19 protein-coding genes and 1 tRNA gene are annotated in these 20853 nt (G+C 57.5%); 13 read left to right on the top strand and 7 right to left on the bottom strand.

Annotation, left to right across the window (positions count from 1 at the left end):
- Positions 1-29: 29 nt before the first annotated feature.
- Complete coding sequence (locus R1T41_RS19515) at positions 30-506, top strand: cytochrome c (RefSeq protein ID WP_317338648.1); 477 nt, start codon at positions 30-32, stop codon at positions 504-506.
- Positions 507-567: 61 nt separating this feature from the next.
- On the opposite strand, the gene R1T41_RS19510 is transcribed toward R1T41_RS19515, so the two are convergent.
- Both R1T41_RS19510 and R1T41_RS19505 read right to left on the bottom strand, forming a co-directional pair.
- Positions 568-1680: a PAS domain-containing sensor histidine kinase gene (locus R1T41_RS19510; protein WP_317338646.1), complete on the bottom strand. Its 1113-nt coding sequence runs from the start codon at positions 1678-1680 to the stop codon at positions 568-570.
- Between the two features lie 39 nt (positions 1681-1719).
- Complete coding sequence (locus tag R1T41_RS19505) at positions 1720-2970, bottom strand: D-amino acid dehydrogenase (RefSeq protein WP_062948542.1); 1251 nt, start codon at positions 2968-2970, stop codon at positions 1720-1722.
- A 159-nt stretch (positions 2971-3129) separates the two neighbouring features.
- Between R1T41_RS19505 and R1T41_RS19500 the strand changes: the two genes are divergently transcribed.
- The 10 genes from R1T41_RS19500 (at position 3130) to R1T41_RS19455 (ending at position 13112) form a co-directional block, all read left to right on the top strand.
- Positions 3130-4587: an NAD(P)H-hydrate dehydratase gene (locus R1T41_RS19500; protein ID WP_317341598.1), complete on the top strand. Its 1458-nt coding sequence runs from the start codon at positions 3130-3132 to the stop codon at positions 4585-4587.
- 214 nt (positions 4588-4801) lie between these two features.
- Complete coding sequence (locus R1T41_RS19495) at positions 4802-6232, top strand: malonyl-CoA decarboxylase (RefSeq protein WP_317338643.1); 1431 nt, start codon at positions 4802-4804, stop codon at positions 6230-6232.
- Between the two features lie 168 nt (positions 6233-6400).
- Positions 6401-6485, top strand: a tRNA-Leu gene (locus R1T41_RS19490).
- A 114-nt stretch (positions 6486-6599) separates the two neighbouring features.
- Complete coding sequence (gene tig, locus R1T41_RS19485; RefSeq protein ID WP_317338641.1) at positions 6600-8057, top strand: trigger factor; 1458 nt, start codon at positions 6600-6602, stop codon at positions 8055-8057.
- 46 nt (positions 8058-8103) lie between these two features.
- Entirely contained in the window at positions 8104-8733 is a 630-nt protein-coding gene (gene clpP / locus R1T41_RS19480) for an ATP-dependent Clp endopeptidase proteolytic subunit ClpP (protein ID WP_062948548.1), read from the top strand.
- A gap of 232 nt (positions 8734-8965) precedes the next feature.
- The gene (locus R1T41_RS19475) at positions 8966-10165 is read left to right on the top strand and encodes a tyrosine-type recombinase/integrase (RefSeq protein ID WP_028624267.1); all 1200 of its coding nucleotides are present in this window, start codon (positions 8966-8968) and stop codon (positions 10163-10165) included.
- A gap of 139 nt (positions 10166-10304) precedes the next feature.
- The gene (locus R1T41_RS19470) at positions 10305-10688 is read left to right on the top strand and encodes a type II toxin-antitoxin system RelE/ParE family toxin (protein WP_028624268.1); all 384 of its coding nucleotides are present in this window, start codon (positions 10305-10307) and stop codon (positions 10686-10688) included.
- Complete coding sequence (locus R1T41_RS19465) at positions 10672-10974, top strand: helix-turn-helix domain-containing protein (RefSeq protein ID WP_028624269.1); 303 nt, start codon at positions 10672-10674, stop codon at positions 10972-10974. The genes R1T41_RS19470 and R1T41_RS19465 overlap by 17 nt, the downstream gene beginning before the upstream one ends.
- Before the next feature lie 22 nt (positions 10975-10996).
- Entirely contained in the window at positions 10997-11815 is an 819-nt protein-coding gene (locus tag R1T41_RS19460; protein ID WP_317338638.1) for a TIGR02391 family protein, read from the top strand.
- 13 nt (positions 11816-11828) lie between these two features.
- A complete protein-coding gene (locus R1T41_RS19455; protein ID WP_028624271.1) occupies positions 11829-13112 on the top strand; it encodes a hypothetical protein in 1284 nt (427 codons plus the stop codon).
- Positions 13113-13229: 117 nt separating this feature from the next.
- Here the strand turns inward: R1T41_RS19455 and R1T41_RS19450 are convergent, their stop codons facing one another.
- Positions 13230-15878 carry an AAA family ATPase gene (locus R1T41_RS19450; RefSeq protein WP_028624272.1) on the bottom strand — a complete coding sequence of 883 codons (2649 nt, stop codon included), beginning with the start codon at positions 15876-15878 and terminating at the stop codon, positions 13230-13232.
- Between the two features lie 373 nt (positions 15879-16251).
- On the opposite strand from R1T41_RS19450, the gene R1T41_RS19445 reads away from it, so the two are divergent.
- The gene (locus tag R1T41_RS19445; protein WP_196675685.1) at positions 16252-17295 is read left to right on the top strand and encodes a transposase; all 1044 of its coding nucleotides are present in this window, start codon (positions 16252-16254) and stop codon (positions 17293-17295) included.
- Here the strand turns inward: R1T41_RS19445 and R1T41_RS19440 are convergent.
- The 3 genes from R1T41_RS19440 to R1T41_RS19430 are packed head-to-tail and all read right to left on the bottom strand — an operon-like array spanning position 17267 to position 19349.
- Entirely contained in the window at positions 17267-17944 is a 678-nt protein-coding gene (locus R1T41_RS19440) for a class I SAM-dependent methyltransferase (RefSeq protein ID WP_028624273.1), read from the bottom strand. The two genes, R1T41_RS19445 and R1T41_RS19440, sit on opposite strands and share 29 nt — an antisense overlap.
- Positions 17941-18867: an NAD(P)/FAD-dependent oxidoreductase gene (locus R1T41_RS19435; RefSeq protein WP_033961688.1), complete on the bottom strand. Its 927-nt coding sequence runs from the start codon at positions 18865-18867 to the stop codon at positions 17941-17943. The genes R1T41_RS19440 and R1T41_RS19435 overlap by 4 nt, the downstream gene beginning before the upstream one ends.
- Positions 18868-18869: 2 nt before the next feature.
- The gene (locus tag R1T41_RS19430; RefSeq protein ID WP_317338634.1) at positions 18870-19349 is read right to left on the bottom strand and encodes an Rrf2 family transcriptional regulator; all 480 of its coding nucleotides are present in this window, start codon (positions 19347-19349) and stop codon (positions 18870-18872) included.
- A gap of 296 nt (positions 19350-19645) precedes the next feature.
- Between R1T41_RS19430 and radC the strand changes: the two genes are divergently transcribed.
- Positions 19646-20155, top strand: a complete 510-nt coding sequence (radC, locus tag R1T41_RS19425; RefSeq protein WP_028624701.1) for a RadC family protein — start codon at positions 19646-19648, stop codon at positions 20153-20155.
- Between the two features lie 213 nt (positions 20156-20368).
- Here the strand turns inward: radC and R1T41_RS19420 are convergent, their stop codons facing one another.
- On the bottom strand, positions 20369-20848 hold the full coding sequence (locus R1T41_RS19420) for a toll/interleukin-1 receptor domain-containing protein (protein ID WP_071536442.1): 480 nt from the start codon (positions 20846-20848) through the stop codon (positions 20369-20371).
- Between the last annotated feature and the right edge of the window lie 5 nt (positions 20849-20853).

Genomic DNA, 20853 nt, shown 5'->3' with positions numbered 1-20853 from the left:
TGTTCAGCATGAAAGAAGGAAGAAGTTCGGTGAAAAAGAAGTCGATTTTCGCCATCGGCGGAGCTCTATCTGCAATCTTCGTGATTGGTTTGGTCGTTTATGGCAACAGCCAGACAGAAGATGCCAAACAGGTACGTTTGCGGCCTGATGATTTGCAATTGGTGGCAATGGGCAAGAAAATCTATGACGTCAATTGTGCGTCCTGCCACGGACGCGATTTCAAAGGCGAGGCAAACTGGCGTGAACGGCGCGATGACGGGTTATTGCCGGCACCACCCCATGACGAAACCGGTCATACGTGGCATCATCCGGATGACTTGCTGTTTGCATTGACCAAGTATGGTCCGGCAAAGATGATCGGCGATGGCTATCAATCGGCAATGCCGGGGTTCGAAGATGTTTTGCCCGACGAGGAAATTATTGCGTCGCTGTCTTATATCAAAAGCCGCTGGCCTGAAGAAATCCGGTTGCGTCATGATCAGATCAACCAGTCGGCCACGCAGTAATGCAAACAAAACAAAAGGCCCGGCGATAACAGCCGAGCCTTTCTGATTTCTACCGGTAGATTCAAACGCGGGGCAGGGTGATCCGCACCGTCGTGCCCTTGCCAAGGTCGCTTTCGATGCTCAGCCGACCGCCATGCAATTCGACCAGAAGCTTCGCCAGCGGCAGGCCAAGACCCGTACCGGCACTTTCCTTGACCCCCGAAGGATGCAATTGCGAAAAACGGGCCAGTGCGCGGGGAATGTCATTCGGGCTCATGCCGACGCCGTTATCCTGCACCGCAAAGCAGATTTCATCATCCAGTACCGTCAATGTCAGCGAAATCTGGCCCTTGTCGGGGGTGAACTTGGCCGCATTACTCAGGATATTGATCAGGATTTGTTTCAGTTTCAGCCGGTCGCATGGCATCACCAGCGGTTTTTCTGGCAAATTCAGGGTCAGTTTATGATGCCGTTTCTTGATATCGTCGCGAACAAGCTTTGCTGCTTCCTGCGTCACGGAACTGATGTCATCCTCGGCCAGTTGCAGCGCCATCGAACCGTTTGACAGTTTGGAAACATCAAGAACATTGTTCACGAGTTCCAGAAGGTGGGTTCCGGCCTCGTGAACGTCTCGTCCGCAATCACGATAGCTCTCGGAAAGCTCGCCCAGAACACCCTGCGCGATCAGTTCTGAGTTCCCGATGATGGCGTTAAGCGGGGTGCGCAATTCATGCCCCATATTCGCTATGAAGTCCGATTTTGACGCATTGGCATCTGACCGGTCGCGATTCTGTTCCATTAAGGTGCGTTCTGCCTGTTGCTGCCGGTCATTTTCCAGAAGCGTCATCAGGACCGCTGTGCAGGTTTCGCTTTCACGGAAATATTCCAACGGAGCAATGGAGAGATCGCACATATGGCTTTCGTTGCTGGCATTGACCAGCACGATATCCCCGCGCCACGTACGGCCTGATGCGAACACGTCGTCGATGTCATTGAGAAGTCCGGCAGACAGGAAGCCCGCCTTGCGCCCGATCATGCGGTCGCGGGCAACGCCGATCAGATTTGCCATGGCGTCGTTGCATTGCAGAACCTTGCCACTACGTTCGCAAATTACTGCGGCATAGGGCAGTGCATTCAAAACAACCTGATCTGCCAATGGCGCGGTTTCAGCGTCAATCGGGGAGTCTGTGGTCATGTCGGCCCCTGGTCCCATCGTTATCCAGTAATCAATCGTTTAAAAACGGTCGATGCCCAGTCCGAGAAGCGAGATGTCAGGTGTGCGACCGTCGATCAGATCGGCAACCGCCTTTCCAGAACCACAACTCATGGTCCACCCCAATGTCCCGTGCCCCGTATTAAGATACAGATTATCATATTTGGTATCACTAATGACAGGGGCAGAATCCGGGGTTACGGGACGAAGTCCCGACCAGAACTCGATTGTCGAACGATCCCCGGAATTTGGAAACAATTCGAATGCCTTATCGGCAATCATCTTTTGGCGTCGTTCCGACATTCTGAGGTTGTAGCCGTCCAGTTCCGCTGTCCCCGCAGCCCGAAGCCGGTTTCCAAGCCGCGAATAGACCATCTTTACACTGTCGTCGATCAGGGCCACCTGCGGGGCGCCGTTATATCCCGTGGTATCAATGCTGATCGAATATCCCTTGCATGGGTAAACCGGCAAATGGATGCCAAGGGGCTTTAAAAGAAGCGGACTGTAACTGCCAAGACACATAAGATAGCGATCACCGGAAATATCGCCCTGATCCGTGACGACGGCGGTAATGCGGCCCTGATCCTGTTTCAGTCCGGTGATGATGGTGTCGAGTTTGAATACTGCACCCCGTTGACGGCACCGGTCCGCCAGAAGTTCGGTAAATTTGCGTGCATCGCCGCTTTCATCGTCGGGCGTAAAACTGCCACCGATGATTTTGGCATTGCTGTCGCGCAATGCCGGTTCGATTTCAAGGCATTCCTCGGCACTGACCATATGGCGGTTCAGGCCGAATTCCTGCATCTGGCGTGTTGCCTTTTCAACCGTTGCCAGCTCGTTCTCGTTGCGGCAGACGTGAAGAATACCCTGTTCAAGGTGATCATATTCAAGGCCAAGAGTACTGCGCAGGTCTTTCAGGCAGGCGCGGCTGTATGTCGCGACGCGCAATGCCTTTTCAAGGTTCTCGCGGGCCCGTTTGTCAGTGCAGTTGCGCAGGAAACGCAGGCCCCATGAAAACAATTGCGGGTCCCAGCGCATCCGGAACAGAAGCGGCGCTTCTTCGCGGCCAAGCCATTTCAGAATTTGTGCAGGGGTATGTTCATTTGCCCAGGGGGTAGCGTGGCAGGCGGAAATCTGCCCGCCATTGGCAAAGCTTGTTTCCTGTCCGGCGGCGTGCTGTCGATCAATGACCGTAACCTGATGGCCGTTTTCCAAAAGATACCAGGCCGCCGTCGTCCCGATGACTCCAGCGCCCATCACGACAACATGCATGCCGGAAAAGCCTCGTTGCAGATCGTTAAGTACGCGTTAGTCTCTGACTCGCGATTGCGTTTGCAATATACTGATCAGGAAAACAAATAGCTACCGGTGTCTGTTCGATTTTCGGATGATCGGGCAACTACCCCAAAGTACCGAATGTGACAGGTGAAAATGTTCGAAATCCTGACCACCGAACAGATGTATGAAGCCGACCGCAAAACCATCGACGCCGGAACGGCTGGCGATGTTCTGATGGAAAATGCCGGTGCGGCCGTTGTTGCAGAAATCGTATCGCGCTGGACGCCGCGTTCCGTAACGGTGCTATGTGGTCCGGGCAATAACGGTGGCGACGGATTTGTTGTTGCCCGTCTGCTGCGTCATGCCGGTTGGTCGGTGCGGTTAGGATTACTGTGTGAAGCTGAAAAGCTTACCGGCGATGCCGCATTGAATGCCGGGCGTTGGGACGGTGCGGTCGAGAGGCTTTCGCCCGCATTGCTGGTCGGGGCTGACCTGATTGTTGATTGCCTGTTTGGCGCCGGGCTCGCCCGATCAATCGAAGGTGAACTTGCCGAACTGGTTTGGGCCGTAAATGCCTGTGGCGTGCCGGTTATCGCCGTTGATGTGCCAAGTGGTGTTGATGGTAACGGCGGTGAAGTGCGCGGTGTATCGATCAAGGCGGATGTGACCGTGACATTCTGTCGTCCAAAACCGGGGCATTATTTATTGCCCGGTCGCGTTTTGTGCGGGCAGGTAATTGTGCGTGATATCGGTATAACCGATCAGACCATCCGCGATATACGCCCGTCTTTGATGCGGAACGAGCCCGGTATCTGGCGGGCGGGAATACATTGGCCAGGTGTTGACGGGCACAAATATCATCGTGGTCATCTGCTGGTGGTGGGGGGGGCATCCATGACCGGGGCAGGGCGACTGGTAGCACGTGCGGCGCGGCGCGCCGGGGCAGGGTTGCTTACGGTTGTTGCTGATCCTTCGGCGCTTCCGGTCTATGCGGCTGACAGCCCGGGCATCATGACGGCCCCGATTGCCAGTCTGGACGACCTTTTAAAGGATTGCCGCCACAATGCGCTGATCATCGGGCCGGGATTTGGTGTCGGCGATGAAACATGCAGTCGTATCATTCCGCTGCTGCATTATTGTCGGTGCACGGTTCTGGATGCCGATGCGCTGACAAGCTTTGCCGAACAACCAAGTACGTTGTTTTTCGCCATTCAGGGGCCCACGGTCCTGACGCCGCACGAAGGTGAATTTGCTCGTCTGTTTCCTGATATCGAAGGCGATAAGCTAAGTCGTGCGCGTGCCGCTGCCAAGCGAAGCGGGGCAACTGTCCTGATCAAAGGGGCGGATACGGTAATTGCCGCACCCGATGGCCGGGCAGCAATCAATGCGATTGATGCGCCGTGGCTGGCAACGGCCGGATCGGGTGATGTGCTTGCGGGGATTATTGGCGGACTGATGGCACAGGGCATGGAAATGTTTGATGCGGCCTGCATGGGGGCGTGGCTTCATGCCCGCGCCGGGGCCGATCTTGGCCCGGGGCTGATTGCCGAAGATATCCCGGAACATCTGCCGGTTTTGCTGGGCGAACTTTGGCACGCATTGCCCAAATGATTTAACAGATCGAACACAAATGGTCTGTGTTCCTGTCATTAAGATGGGATTGGATCGACGGCTGGCGGAATGTCGCCGCGATCACAATATCAATGGCAGTGGCAGTGGATATCGCCCGAAACGGGCTGGAAACAAAATAATGTGAAACGCCAAGGCTGTTGCAAATGCGCGGTGGTTCTGCACGGAGCCGACACAACAGGTTTTGGAGAATGGGATGTCGCAGACCTTTCTGGATCGAACGCTTGATAACCTGCGTTCTGCATGGCGCGAATTGCGCGACAGCACGGTCGCACGCGGGCTTGGCTTTGACGAAAACGAGAACCGCAAGGAAAGATGGCGCAACCAGATAGAAGCCTGTCTGGCACGGCGCGGTGGCGCGGTTTCGGCACGTGCGCGGGCGGCGACTTTGGGGCATGACTTTTTGCGCCTTGATGAAGCCGGAAAAAAGGAATTCCTGCACCTTCTGATCACCGAATTTGATGTCGATCGGGATCGGGTTGCCGATGTTGTTTCCGATTGGACGGCGGCGGACGATGTTGCCGAACGTGCCTTGCTGGAAGCAGAATTGCGTACAGCATTGGTACCGCCATTCCGGTCATTACTGAAAGAATTCAATTCATTACCGCAAGGTGTTAAATTTCTGGTCGATCTTCGCGCGGATCTTTTGCGATGGCGCCGCGAAGCGCCGGGGCTTGGCATTCTGGAACGCGATCTGAAAACATTGCTGGCGGGATGGTTTGACATCGGATTCCTTGAGCTGTCGCGAATCACCTGGAATTCGCCAGCCGCACTGCTTGAAAAACTGATTGCTTATGAAGCGGTTCACGCGATCAAAAGCTGGGATGACCTGAAGGGGCGTCTGGCATCGGATCGTCGTTGCTTTGCGTTTTTCCATCCCGGTATGCCAGATGAACCGCTGATTTTTGTCGAGGTTGCATTGGTCAACGGGATTGCAGGCAGTGTCGACGATCTGATCAACCGGGACGAAGATGCGGCCGATCCCCGGCACGCCGATACGGCAATATTTTATTCGATCTCGAACGCGCAGGCTGGTCTGGCCGGTATCAGTTTTGGCGATTTCCTGATCAAGCGGGTGGTCGCAGAATTGCAGCGTGACCTGCCGAACCTTAAACAGTTCAGTACCCTGTCTCCGATTCCGGGATTCCGGTCCTGGGTGCAAAAACAGGTCGACGCACGCCATCGTGGCGAAGTGACCGGTTTGCCCGCAATTGCGGGCCCCAGTGTAACAGCCAAGTCGAATAGAGGACTTCCTGTCCATATCGAAGCGGCAATTACCGACTGCGAAGATCTGTTTGAACCGCAACCATCTGCGGAGCGGCCTGAGCAGGTAAGCCCGGAAACGCGCGAGGCACTGGAGCAGTTGTGTTGCTGGTATCTTCTGAATGCCCGGCGTCCTGATAGCGGGACGGCCTTTGATCCTGTTGCGCATTTTCATCTGACCAACGGCGCTCGGGTTGAGAGGCTGAACTGGCTTGGCAATGGAAACGAAGCCGGTTGGCAGCAGTCTTTTGGCATGATGGTCAACTATCTTTACGATCTTGCCGATATCGAAAAGAACCATGAAAGCTATATCGGGCAGGGTAGAATAGCCGCATCGGGGGCTGTAAAGCGCCTTGCGCGATAGTTTTTTGTACCTTCCAAAAGCGTTGTGAAACGCAGAAATCCTGCCTGTCGGACATTAAATTCAGGCCTGAATGCATCTGTCTAAAAGGCGATGCTTGCATGAGGTGATCGAAGTTTGTATTAAGGCGCACCCACACCGGTACTTCCGGTGTGTTTGGTATGCTTGTGTGCGGGCGTGGCGGAACTGGTAGACGCGCTGGATTTAGGTTCCAGTGGAGCAATCCGTGGGGGTTCGAGTCCCTTCGCCCGTACCATAAGCTGACCATAAATTAAGACCAGGATGCATATTCGTTTAGTCATATTGACTTTCTGACGTCCGGACTGCGTCGCGTAACGGACATTATTCGAACCAAGCAAAAGAGTTATCTATGCAGGTTACTGAAACCAAAAACGAAGGCCTGGCGCGCGAGTTCAAAGTCGTTGTGCCCGCCGCTCAGATCGAAGAAAAAGTCGTCGCCAAACTCGACGAGATCAAAGACCAGGTTCGCCTTCCGGGCTTCCGTCCGGGCAAAGTACCGGCGAAACTGCTGCGCCAGCGCTATGGCCAGGCCGTCATGGGTGAAGTTCTCGAATCCGCTGTAAACGAAAACACCGGCAAGGTTCTTAACGATAATGACCTGCGCCCGGCCGTTCAGCCGAAAATCGAAGTGACCTCGTTTGACGAAGGCAAGGATCTTGAGTTCGCCATTGCTGTCGAAGTCATCCCGGCCATCGAGCCGATGGACTTCAAAAAGCTGAAGCTGACCCGCGAAGTCGTTGAACTTGACGATGCGAAAGTCAACGAAACGCTTGATCGTATTGCAGCAGCGCAGGGCACCACCGAGCCGCTCGCACGCAAGCGCAAATCGAAAGCCGGTGACGTTGTCGTCATCGACTTCCTTGGCAAAATCGGTGGCGAAGCTTTCGAAGGCGGTAAAGCCGAAGATTACGAACTCGAACTTGGTTCGGGCTCGTTCATCGAAGGTTTCGAAGACCAGCTGACCGGTGTCAATGCTGGTGACGAAGTTGTCGTCAAGGTGAAATTCCCGGAAGCCTATGGTGCGGCTGAACTTGCAGGCAAAGATGCCGAGTTCGACGTAACCGTCAAGGAAATCAAGGAAAAGAAACCGGCTGCTCTTGATGATGAACTCGCCAAGAAACTCGGCCAGGAAAGCTTTGACGCGCTTAAAGACGCAATCCGTAAGGATTACGGCCGCGAGTACGAATCGGTTGCCCGTCAGAAACTGAAACGCCAGTTGCTTGACGCGCTTGCTGAAAACCACAGCTTCGAACTGCCGACCAGCCTGGTCGAGAACGAGCTGGAAGGCATCATCGGCCAGATCAAACAGGCGCGTGAAGCCGGTCAGGAAGATGACGAAACCAAAGGCAAGTCCGAAGAAGAACTGACCGCCGAGTTCCGCGAAATCGCAGAACGCCGCGTTCTTCTTGGTCTTCTGCTGGCAGAAGTTGGCCGTAAAAACGAAATCCAGGTTACCCAGGAAGACGTAAACAAGGTCCTCGTTGCCGAAGCCCAGAAATATCCGGGTCAGGAACAGCAGGTTATTGAATTCTATAAAAATAACCCGCAGGCCTTGCAGGCGCTTCAGGGCCCTGTATATGAAGACAAGGTCGTGGATTTCATCGTCGAACTCGCCAAGGTAGAAGACAAGACCGTTTCGGTCGAAGACCTTCTGAAACCGGAAGAGGAAGACGAAGCTCCGAAGAAGAAATCGGCTGCCAAGAAGGCACCGGCTAAAAAAGCTGCAGACAAAGAGGCTCCGGCCAAGAAAGCTGCTGCCAAGAAGCCGGCCGCCAAGAAAAAGGCCGATAAATCGGAAGAGAAGTAATCCGTCCGACATACCGGTTTAGGATGCAGCAAGGAGATTGCAGTCGATGATTGAAGCACAGATGAACTCGCTCGTGCCGATGGTGGTTGAACAGACCAGCCGTGGTGAACGGGCCTATGACATCTTTTCCCGTCTTCTCAAGGAGCGGATCGTCTTCATCAACGGCCAGGTACATGACGGCATGTCGTCACTGATCTGCGCGCAGTTGCTGCATCTCGAATCGGAAAACCCGGACAAGGATATCTCGCTTTACATCAACTCCCCGGGCGGGGTTGTGACGTCGGGTCTGGCGATCTATGACACCATGCAATACATCCGTTGCGATGTTTCCACGGTGTGCATGGGGCAGGCGGCTTCCATGGGATCGCTGTTGCTGATGGCCGGTGCAAAGGGCAAGCGTTACTGCCTGCCGAATGCGCGCGTCATGATTCACCAGCCGTCCGGCGGGTTCCAGGGGCAGGCATCGGATATCGAAATCCATGCTCGCGAAATTCTGGCGTTGCGTCAGCGTCTTAACGAGATCTATGTCGAGCATACCGGCCGTGATCTCAAGACGATTGAAGACGCGATGGAGCGAGATAACTTCCTTACCCCGGATCAGGCCAAGGAATTCGGCCTGATTGACGAGGTGGTTACGTCACGTCCGAAACCGGATTCTGATGCGAAAAAAGATTGATCGTTCCATAACGATCCGATGAAAACGCCCCGGTGTTTTGCCGGGGCGTTTTTTTTATTTCACCATGACTCCAGCACCGAACTTCGCTGGGCTACGCCGTTGCTCGATACAGCAGGTTTATCAATAACTTAGGCAGATTCATCATATGCCGGTGCTTTCTGAAACCTGACCCGGCTTCCACCCGCTTGGCTCCCAACAGGCTCCTGGAAATCGGGTCTTCCGAGGAGTCATCATGGCGAAAATCAAACTCACCAAGTCCGCAGTCGATGCGGCACAAGCCCAAGCTCAGCCCATCGAACTGCGCGATACCCTGGTTCCTGGCTTCTTGTGCAAGATCACCCCGGCAGGCCGCAAGGTGTTCATGCTCCAGTACCGGACAAACGCCGGAGAGCGGCGCAAACCTGCCTTGGGACTGTATGGAGAGCTGACCGTCGAACAAGCCCGGTCGCTAGCCCAGGAGTGGCTGGCGCAAGTGCGCCGGGGTGGAGATCCTGCCGCAGAGAAGGCTGCAGCGCGTCAGGCACCCACCGTCAAGGAACTGTGTATCAAGTTCATGGAGGACTACTCCAGCCAGCGCAACAAGCCGAGCACGCAGGAAGGCTACCAGAGCGTCATTGATCGCAACATCATTCCGATGCTTGGCCGCTTGAAGGTGCAGGATCTGAAGCGGCCCGATGTCGCTTCAATGATGAAGAAGATGGCGCACAAGCCCGCCGATGCGAACCGCACGTTCAGCGTGATGCGCAAGATGTTCAACTTGGCCGAGGTATGGGGCTATCGCCCTGACGGCACCAACCCATGCCGTCATGTACCGATGTACCCCAACGGCAAGGCGACTCACCTGATCAGCGACGAGGAAATGGGCAAGTTGTTTCGCTACCTTGGCCAGTTGGAGGTGGAAGGCCTGGAGCATGCTGTGATCCCGTTGGCCATCCGCCTGCAATTCGAGTTTGCCGCTCGCCTTTCTGAGATCGTCTCACTCCAATGGGATTGGATTGATCTGGAAAACCGGCGGGTGGTGTGGCCTGACAGCAAGACAGGCGGTATGTCCAAGCCCATGAGCGAAGAAGCCTATCGGCTTCTTTCGACGGCGGCTCGCAATGCTACGACGCCCCATGTATTACCGTCTCCGCGTCACCCTGATCGGCATCTGACCGACGGCGAGTATTACAACGGTTGGAGCCGCACTCTCAAAGCTGCAGGCGTGACGCATGTGGGCACGCACGGCATCCGTCACCGTTCAGCGACGGACATTGCCAATTCCGGCATCCCGGTGAAGGTCGGCATGGCGCTGACGGCGCACAAGACCGTGGCGATGTTCATGCGCTACGTCCACACAGAGGACAAACCGGTGCGCGAAGCGGCTGATTTGGTGGCAAATCGGCGCAAGACGATCACAGGCGTATCCCGCGCTGCGGAGGCGACGGCGTGACCGGCGACCATGCTCCCGCCTTGCCAGCCCCGATTGTCGTGTTGCTATCACGACAATCGGGTGTGCCGCCCCTTCCGGGGCGGCCTCACCGCGCCAACTTGAAAAGTGTACCCGTTACGGGTATAGTTTGGAGGTCGATATGACGCCCATCCTCAAGCGCAAGGACTTTGCTCGGTGGCAGTCGGGCGAGAAGCTGCCCGATGCTGCCTTGTGCAAGGCAGTTCAGGAGATGGAAAGCGGTCTGATCGACGCGGACTTGGGAGGCTTCCTCTACAAGAAGCGGGTGGCCCGCCCTGGCGCAGGCAAGAGCGGCAGCTATCGCACGTTGCTGTCGGCCAAGATTGGCAGCCGCTATGTGTTCCTGCATGGGTTCCCTAAGAGCGACAAGGCGAACATCACGCAGGACGAGAAGAAGGCGCTGCAATTCGCCGGCAAGGTGTTCTTGGAACTGCCTGCCGAAGCCTTGTCGAAGGCGTTGCAGTCGGGTGTTTTACTGGAGGTGCATTGTGAGCAAGATCATTGAATCGCTGCGCGGCGACCTGGCGGCGCTCCACGAAGCCGGAGCGATCAGCAAGGTGACGATGCGCGAGTTCGACGCGATTTGCCCGCCGCCAGTGCGGGAGTTTGGCGCTGCTGACATCAAGCGCCTGCGTGAAGCCTTGAAGTTCAGCCAGCCGGTGTTTGCGCTGCACCTGCATACCTCGGCCTCGACTGTGCGCAAGTGGGAGCAAGGCGAAACCCATCCCACCGGCCCGGCACTCAAGCTGCTAAACGTCATCGCCGACAAGGGCTTGCAGGCCATCATCTGATGCCTGACGAGGGAGATAAACATTGGCGACGCGAATTGATCCTTTCAGCTCACAGCATCTTGAAGCCGCTTGCCGTGTGCTTGCAGATACCGAACGGGGCCTGAGTGGAACGCAGATCGAGCGCTTGTTGCAAGAAATCGAGGTTGCCGACACGTCGCCCGGCATTACCAAATGGAAGCGGTTGTTCAATGCGCTGGCTGGCGCGCAAAACCGGCACCAGATCGGGAACCATCTCATCATGTTCATCAATCGCGCTATGAACCCGGTGAACTACGCCCGCGACCCCGTGACATTCACTTGGCGGCGCGACGAACTCAATGTCGTCCTGGCCTTCTCCGGTTTCTACATGCGCGAAGACGGCAAGGTCGGGCATGCCGACAAGGCCACGACGCTCGATGCCGCGCGCGCCCGTGCAGGACAACTCAAGGCCGCACTGGAAAGCCGTGTCGTTCATGCGGAAGTGCTGAGCTACTGCCGCGCCGAGTTGCTGGACGAAAACTACTTCCATGCCGTGTTTGAGGCAACGAAAGGCGTTGCAGAACGGATTCGCCTGCTATCAGGCCTGAACAGCGATGGCGCGGATCTGGTGAACAAGGCATTCGCGGGCCAGCAGCCTGTTCTCGCTTTGGGACCACTCGCCACCGAGTCCGAAAAAAGCGAGCAGAAAGGCTTTGCCAACCTGCTGATCGGACTGTTTGGTGCTGTGCGCAATCCGCTGGCCCATGCACCCAAGACGAATTGGCCCATGTCCGAACAGGACGCGCTGGACATCTTGACGCTGGTATCGCTGATTCACCGCAAGCTGGATGGCACCACGAAGTTCGCTGCCGCATCGCAATAGGGGCAAGACAGGAATGGACGAGGCGATCGTTGTCTTCTCTCGAAAAGGAATTTTCCAGACCACGATCGCTGCGCGCGACGTTCGCAGCCGGGAGCATGCGCGCAAGCTTTGGCCTCTAGTGTCTCCCGGCGCATCGCGGCAGATGGTGACATGGGTTAGCCCTTCCTTTGAAAGTGGGAAACTGCGTCGGCGATCCCATTTTCGTGTGCTTCCAACTCAGCACGCCTTTAATCCCAAAGCGCACTTTGACGATGAAGAAGCCAGTCGGTGGCACGCTGTCCAGGAAAGTCCCGAACACCGGCGGGCAAAAGAACTTGTCGCGGCCGAGCTCTCCCGGCGCTTGAGTGCCGGGCTTGCGATGCCCTGGGCGTTCAAGGATGCGGATGCGTCGGACTATCCGTTGGAAGGCAACATGTTGCTCGGTGCCGACCAAGTGGCAACCGAGCATCCTCTGGAAACGCCATTCGGCAGCAAATTCCGGCTCGACGTTGCCGTGCTTGGGCCACCTGTTCAAACCGAGCCGATGGTACTGGGTGGCGTTGAAATCGAACTCGGCCACGCCTTCGACGGGCGCAAGGCACTAATCGGGAAGTCGCTCGGATTTCCGCTGATTTCCATCGACATCACCGAAATGGTGCTGGACGAACTTACGCCCGAGTGGGCACAACGGGTACTAACCGCAACCACGCAGAGCCACGAGCAAGGACGCCGGCAAACCTACATCTATCTCCACGATCTGTTGTACCCCCTCTACGCGCAATTGCCGGCGTTTCTGGATGACGAGCAACGCCATCAGTTCCTTGTGTTCGCCGACGATCAGACCCTGAACAAGTTGGTGCGCTGGATGAACCTGCTCGCCGAAAAGCTGGAGTACTCGAAGGGTACGGTCGCCGTTGCGCTGGTCAACGGCAAGAACGAGCAGTCGCGCAAGATGCTTGAACGCGCGGGGCAGGTCGTTGGCCCTGACTGGAGTGAGTTCAACGCCCAGCGATGCCTTCGGCTGACCCTCCCGCGCCCCAGAAGCCCGGCGGACCTCCAGGCCCATCGCTTCCACATGACGATGGCGCGCATCCTGCTGTCGCACACGGATGCGCTCGTTGGCTACAAGTATTGCAACGGCGTGGACAACCACCACCCCGAAGAGGACGTGTGGGTGGCGCACCGCTGGATTGCCGATCTGAAAACCCATACCCAGCACCGTGTATTGCCGAAGCGGCTGGCCGAGCCGATCAACAGGTTGATCGCGGTGGTTTCAGATCTGCACCGCAATCATGTGGAAACAAGCCAAGAGGCGTGACGACCTTTCCGCCTCGCGCGGTCCTGATGAACCGATTCCAGAAGGCAATACTGCCGCGTTGCTGCTGGCTTGGCTCGTGATCGCTCGCCTGATTCTTGTGCGCTTGATCCAATTGGCTCAGGCTGGAGCGACCTGCACGCCAGCTCCTGCGGGAATCGGCGGCCCTGCTTTGCGCTTCTTGGCGGTTTCTTCCGAACGCTTGTGAACCTGTGCACGCCAGCTCTCCAGCGCGAGGATGTCTGTGAGCAGTTCGTCTGGATCAGGAATAGCAACACCGCCCATCATCGCTTTGTCATGGGCATAGTTGGAGCACTTGCTCATTCCCGCGTTGACCTGCGCGTAGTCATCGTCGCCCACACTCACGCCGACGAGCCGTTGTGTCTCCACACCTTTTCGGAAGCGGAGAATGACTTCTCGCAGGAGGACTTCTTCCACCGCGCGTTCCCATGCCATGCGCAGGCGGAAGTACGCATCAACCGTCTGCCTTTGATGTTCTTGCTCGTTGCCTTCCTTGTGCAGTTTGGCGATTGCTTGCTGCTGTGCTTTCAGCACCCCGATGCGCTTGCTCGCGTTCTTTCCTTCGAACGGCAATTCCGGGTCGGCTATGCCGAAGCCTTCAGCACGCCGCGTCAGGCTCTGCGTGACCACTGCCGCACCCACTTGCTTTGCTTCTTCGGCTAGCAGACAGAGGAAATAGATGTCGTGCGTGAAGATGATGACCTGCCGCTGCACCGCTTCAGCGGCCAGGCGCTTGGCCACGCGCTCGCGCCGACGATGATCTAGGGACGAGACTGGATCGTCGAAGACGATTCCGCCTTTCCCACCGCTCAATCCCACCTCGGCGAGGAACGAGCCGATCGCAATGGCACGCTGCTCGCCTTCGCTCAGAATCTCACCCGGACTACGAACCTGCGGCAGTTGCAGTTTCAGCTTGTGCAGCGCCTTCCCTCGGTCGGCACGGCTTTGCAGCGAAACTCTCAAGCTCCCTACGCCCAGTGCTTTGAATTCCCAGTTCAACGCATCGGCCAGTTCCTTGGAGACCACCTTTTCCGCGAGTTCCGATGCTTTGAGGGATATAGCGTTTGTCCTGACCGCAGTCAGGCAGTTCTTCAGTTTCCCTTGGTGCACCAACTTCGTCACTGCCGTAGCCACGGCCTCCTTAACTTGACTGAGTTTTACGCGCGCATCCAACTCGCCTAGTTGCTTCTGCAACACAGCGCGAGCTTCTTCATTCGAGGCTCTATCCAGGGCCTCCGCCTCCGCATTCAATTTGTCAGCGAGCACCTGTAGTCGATCCGCTGGGCTGACCAGGGCCTGATCCAGTCCCGTCCAGTCATGCGAGACGACCGCTGCCTTGATTGCTTCGTGCCGCGCCGACAGTGCGGCCTCGAAAGTCTTGGTGTCGGCCACTAGCGGTGAGTCGATTTCCGCTACTTCCGCCTGCGTCGCCTCATCAAAGTTCAACACCATGACGGAGGCCGCAAATGGGCGGTAGTCGGCGGCAAGCGCTTGGCGCCGCGCTTGCGCCGTCTTTTCCGCTTCCGCTTGTATGAACGCCTCGAATCGCAGCAACCGTTCTGCGCCCGCAGCCAGAGGCTGCTGACACAACGGGCATGCGGCATCCGTCCCCAAGTCAGGGAACTGTTTATCTGGATGAGCTTCAAGCGCGAACTTCCGGGCGGCATCAAACAATTCCCGCCACGCCTCTCCGCCAGTCCCCGGCAGCAGATTTTCGCCCTCCTTGAAATTCTTCGCTGCAAGGGCGGCGGCGACCTGTGCTGTACGGAAGCTATCAGCCAGCGCCTTCAACTTGGCGATGGCTTCGGGGCCGACGACAAGTCCTTTATCGGCTGCATTCTTGGCGATCGCCGCAATGCGGCGTGCGCGCAAACGCAAGAGACCGGCTTTCTCCTTCGGGTTGTTCTCTTTGAGGCTTTTCTCCAGCGTTTCCCGCTGCTCAAGCTCTTCCTGCTTCAAAGTGGCAAGTGCCTCAATCTGAGCCGTGGTCGTTTTCGCGGAGAGCCCCGTGATCAGCTTGCCGACGGCTGTTTCGCCGTGCAGCGGGGCGAATACGGCGAGGTCTACAGCCGACTGCTTGTGTTCCTGCTCAACGGAGTTTTTAAGCTGTTGACAGACCTTGGCGAGCGTCTCGAATACTTCAAGACCATACGGCACGTAGGAGAAGTCATCCTCACTATCCAAATATGCCCGGGCGCAATGCGCGTCGAAGATAGCGAATGAAGAAAGCTCTGGTGGAGCCTCTTTCCCTTGGTGCCAAGTCACTTCCTTGACGGCACCGTCAATCGTGATATCGAAGGATGCTTGAGCATTACCTGCCTTGGCCCCGGGCAGATTGGCATTGGGATGAATGGGCTCGGACTGATCGCGAGCGCGGCAGGCACGCTTAAGAACGCGCGAATATCCTGACTTGCCGGATCCGTTGTCGCCATAAATGACAGTCATGCCCGCCGAACCCACCGCCAACTGCTGATTCTCGGCAATTGCGTTGACGTTAAGCAGATTCTTGATGGCCCGCAGCTCGATGTGCGTGGTCGCCTTAACCTTCGCTGGGATCTGGTCGGCGGTTAGTGGCTGAGGTTGACGATTCTTTGGGTCAGGGATTCCGTGTGCCAGCTTGAGCAAGGCATACAAATCCTCGTAGTCCTGCGGTGTCAGTGTTTGTTTCGCCAGCAAGCGAGAAATTGCATCGCTCTGCCACGCGGGAATTCCCTGGGTCCAAACCAATATCTCTTGCAATATAGCCATGACCGTCTCCCTGCCTCAGTATTTTCCTTGATATGACGTTATTTTAACGATCTGTTGCATTTCATTGTGGCAATTCCGCAGTGCGATAGCGTCCCGGCCTACCGCCGTCGGGTTCACGGGCTGCGCCCCGCGCTTGGTGCCAAATCGCGGCCATCCGGCTTTGATCCCTTGTATCTTCCATTCCACGTGATCGGAGGGCCGTTCACGCCCGGTGCCGTTTGGCACCGGTGATGGGCCGCAGCATGTAGCTCGTTATCCCTCGGTGCTTCCAAGCCCGTGCGTCAGTCCTGAGCGCATGTCTGCGACTGGTCTCTGCAAGCCCGAACAGTTGCAGGAACCACATTCGCATTTGCAAGGATGGGGCATAGAGATCATGGCCAATGGAATAGTCGTCGGTATCGATATCTCGAAGAACACACTTGATGTAGCCATCGGGAGGGATGGCGCAGCCACCGTTTTCAGTAACGACCAAGAGGGCCACCAGGCCCTGGTGGCAGTGCTGAGGAGACAACCAATTTCACTCGTCGTCATGGAGGCCACTGGCCGCTACCAATTTGCCTGTGCCTGTGCCTGCGCCCCGCAAGCCGCAGGATTCCAGGTGGCGGTAGTCAATCCCAGACAGGCGCGAGATTTCGCGAAGGCGATGGGCAGGCTGGCAAAGACGGATCGCGTCGACGTGCTGATGCTGGCAGAGCTGGCCGAAGTGATCGACAAACGCCCAGACCGGGATCGCCTCACCAGGCCGATGGCAGATGAGACGCAGCAGCGCCTGCATGCGTTGGTGACCCGTCGGAGGCAGCTTGTCCGCTTGCAAGTCAGTGAACGTCAGCGCAAGTACGCCTCTCACTCGGATGTGCAGCCTGGGATCATCGAACTGATGAACATCCTGAAGCGCCAGGTTCAGGACATCGACGCGAGCATCGCAGCGCATCTCGCCAAATATCAAGTCAGTCTGACGAAGCTCTTTCAGAGCGTCAAAGGCGTTGGGCCGGCGACTACGGCTGCGCTGATCTCCGAGCTTCCAGAATTGGGGCAGCTCAAGGCCAAGCAGATCTCCTCACTGGTCGGCGTCGCGCCAATGAATCGGGACTCGGGCCAGTCACGCGGCAAGCGAATGATCTGCGGTGGTCGGGCAACGGTGCGCAGCGCCCTCTACATGGCGGCAATCGTAGCCATGCGGCACAACCCTCTGATCCGAGCCTGCTATGAGCGGCTGGTGGCGGCAGGCAAGCCCAAAGAGGTCGCCATCGTGGCTTGCATGCGCAAGCTGCTGATCATTCTGAATGCCATGGTGAGAACCGGCAGGCCTTGGAAAGAAACGGCGGCAACTGCCCAGGACGATGCGGAGGCTCACATCGTGCCACAACGCGGCCGGGGGGCTCAGTCGTTCATCGCCTGTACGCGACCCAGCCCTTGAAAGTGAATGCGCAATAAAACAACTCGATGTGCGTGAATCCGGCCTCGCTGAGCAGATCAGTATCTTGCTCCGGCGAGAGTACGGGCAATCGCTCCTTGAGCGCCCGAATGTTCTCGGCCTGTGCCGAAGGCATTCCGGAGGCGACCGCGAAAGCAGCGTTGCGCTGGAGCCACTTGTCCTGGTCCGGACCTTCGTTGGGGAAGCTGTGATGGATGACGACCAGAGGAGCGCCGGCCCTGAGTCGCACGTGCATCTGCTTCAAGGTCTCCAGGCGTTTGGCCCGCGGAAGAAAGTGCAGCGTCAGAAGGCAGGTCGCGCCGTCGAACGGTCCCATGGGAGCCGTGTCGATATAGCCTTCGTGCAAGCGCGCACGGGATGCGAGAGGTCCCAGGGTCGTGTGGGCCAACTGGAGCATTTCGGCCGACGGATCCACGCCATCGAAGCGCCAACCCGGTTGCATCTCGGCGAAGCCCTTCAACTCAAGCCCACCGCCGGCACCCAGCACCAGGATGCGCGCATCGGTCGGCACACGCTCGGCCAGCAGCGCGCCGGCCATCTTCGGCAAGTCGCGCAGGCCGGGCACCATTCGCGTGGCGTTCTCGGCATAGCTGGAAACGATGGTCGTGCCGGAAAACGTGAACGGGGTCATGAGGCGGCAGCCTTCTCTTGTTGCACGGGTTGGACGGTCTCTGGCCAGAGCAGCGAGCGGTGCACCTGGGCGCCGGCCATGGCGCCATTGCCCACGGCCAGCGATACTGAATGGGGTGCCCGGGCCACATCGCCGCAGGCAAACACACCCGGCACCGAAGTCTTGTTCTCGGCGTCGGTGCGCACCTGCATGCCGAGGGGCGTTTCTTCCAGCGCGCAGCCCATCGCTTCGACCAGAGAGCCGGAAGGAACGGTGCGCGTCGCCGTGAACAGGCCCGCAAAGGGCAACAGCCGTCCGTCGGTCATCGCCACGTCGGCATGCCCGTCAATCCTGTCGATGGGTGCCTCCTCGATCGTCACGCCCCGGCGTTCCAAAGTGGCCCTGGCCTCCTGACTCAGTTCCACGGCACTGTTGACGAGCAAGGTCACATCGCTCCAATCGGTGAGCAGTTCGGCCTGATGGACGGACAGCGGTCCGGCGCCGATGATGCCGATGCGGCCCTGGCCGAGTTCGTAGCCATGGCAGTACGGGCAATGGAAGACCGCCTTGCCCCAGCGCTCTGCGAGTCCGGCGATGGGAGGTAACTGGTCGGCCACGCCGGTGGCCAGCAGGATGCGGCGGCCTTGGTGCGGTACGCCATCGGACGTCGTGACAGTGAATTCGTCCACCTGCCCTGAAACGGCTTCGGCCCGGCCTTCGAGCCAGGTCAACGTCGGATAGGTTTCGAGCTGGCGACGTGCGTTCGCCGCGATCTCGCCGGGAGGGACGCCATCCTGGCCGAGAAACCCGTGCGAATGGCTGGCAAAGCGATTGCGCCGCTCGCCAGCGTCGATCACCAGCACGGACCTGCGCGCTCGTACCAGTTGCAGGGTGGCGGCCATGCCCGCATAGCTCCCGCCGATGACGATGACGTCGTGGTGCATGGTCAACTCCTCTTGCGTCGTGCTGCCGCATGCCGGCGCGCGAAGTCGGCGGCCAGATCGGCCAGAGTGATTTCCGAGAACCGTTTCAGCAGCAGCGCCTCGGCCTCGGCAAAGGCGCCTTCGAGCGCGGCATTCACCGATTGCTCGACCAGGCACTCCGGTGTTTCGTTGCGATTGCCTATGGCAAACATGGCCGGCTCGCCCAGCGCCTCGTGCAACTGGAGCAGGGTGACGGCGCCAAGGTCGGCATGGATGCGCCATCCACCCGCGTGGCCTCGATCTGAAGTGACGATGCCCGCTTCTCGCAAATACCCCATGGTGCGCCGGACGACAACGGGGTTGGTACCCAAGCATTGAGCCAGGGTTTCAGAAGTGACGGGGCCATCCTGCTCAGCCATGTGCAGCAGTGCATGCAGGACGGAAGACAGGCGGCTGTCGCGTTTCATGTAACTAATGATGTTCTGTTTGAGGTCGAATGTCAAGACAGAACGTGAACGTCGGCTGCTGTCGAGCCTTCATGCTTGACATTCAAGACAGTTGCTGATGCCTTCGGCCCTTGCGGGCCTGCGCGCTGCGCTTGCCCAATGGCAAGTGTATGCAGTGGGCGGGGGTAGGCGGTCTTGCTGTTCCCTTCACCGTATCACGGCGTTCTCGCCGTCAAGGGCTGCGCGTGCTTGCACGCTTGCGGCCTGTGGCCGTCCCTGAACCCTGACTGCTTTCGCTGCGCCGTGCTCTCCACGGTTCCGGGCAATTCCGCCCGAGCAACCGGAGCACGATCATGTCACAACTGTCCTTTCCTTCCTTCGATTCCTCGCTACTGGTGCGCGACGCACACGGACGCTATCTGCCGGCATCAGCCGGCGACATTCTGGAAGCTGCGCGCCAGGTCATCGACCAGAAGATGCAGCGCGGGGCCGAGTTCACTTCGCCAGCGGCGGTCAAGGAGTACCTGCGCACCAAGCTGGCCGGCTTCGAGCATGAAGTGTTCGCGGTGCTGTTCATGGACACGCGCCATCGGCTGATCGAATACCGGGAGATGTTCCACGGCACCATCGACGGTGCTTCGGTGTATCCGCGCGAAGTGGTCAAGGAGGCGCTGCGGTTGAATGCGGCGGCGGTCATCGTTTCGCACAACCATCCGAGCGGGACCCCCGAGCCGAGCGCGGCCGACCGGGCGCTGACCCAGCGGCTCAGGGAGGCGCTGGGGCTGGTGGACGTGCGGGTGCTCGATCACGTCATCGTTGCGGGTAGCTCCACGGCATCATTCGCCGAGCGCGGGCTAATCTAGCCCAAGGGGCTTCGGCCCCTTTTGCGATATTCTTATATGGTCAAAGGAGACATCTCAATTCAATGCGGAGGTAGTAGCCCGCTCGTGGAGCCATACTAGCTCGAATCTTGAGCCATTGCGGGCCGATATGGAGCTTGCGCGGTGGCTCAAGGAAACATTGTTGGCAGAGACTTGATCACGCCAATGTGACAGGGATTTCTGCCCCCCGCACTTCTATTGCCCAAGCTTTGCTCGCAATGTTTTATAGAAGTGTCTAGTTGCATCCACCCTGAATACAGTCGTTCCAGATGAAGCTGACTCGTTGCTTGCAGTTAGCACGCGCTTGGCCGCTTCTTTGGATGTCTCAGCGTATATATCCAGATCAGAAGTGCTTTTGAGATACGGCCATTTCTTTAAATAATCTGGAAGCTCAATGTTTCCACCGAATGTGGCAAGTGGAAAATCCTTTTCCGTTGCAACACCTATTTCCCATGGCACCCACCATGATGCCTTAGTTGCATCAGAAACAACAGCCAGCAGTTGCGTGCATTTGTCAAGCTCCTTTCTGACATGTGCCGCAATATCTTCCCCGTTATTAAATTTTGGATCAATGACATCCAAATAACAATCAATGTTGTGATTTCTTTTTAAATGACCTTGAATTCTCAAGGCTAACGCCGAATCAGTTTGTTGATGAGATAAAAATATCTTCATGCCTT

It is taken from the genome of Thalassospira lucentensis, from assembly GCF_032921865.1.
Taxonomy (GTDB): domain Bacteria; phylum Pseudomonadota; class Alphaproteobacteria; order Rhodospirillales; family Thalassospiraceae; genus Thalassospira; species Thalassospira lucentensis_A.
Note: the sequence above shows the minus strand (reverse complement) of the source record. Positions and strands in the feature narration are given on the sequence as shown.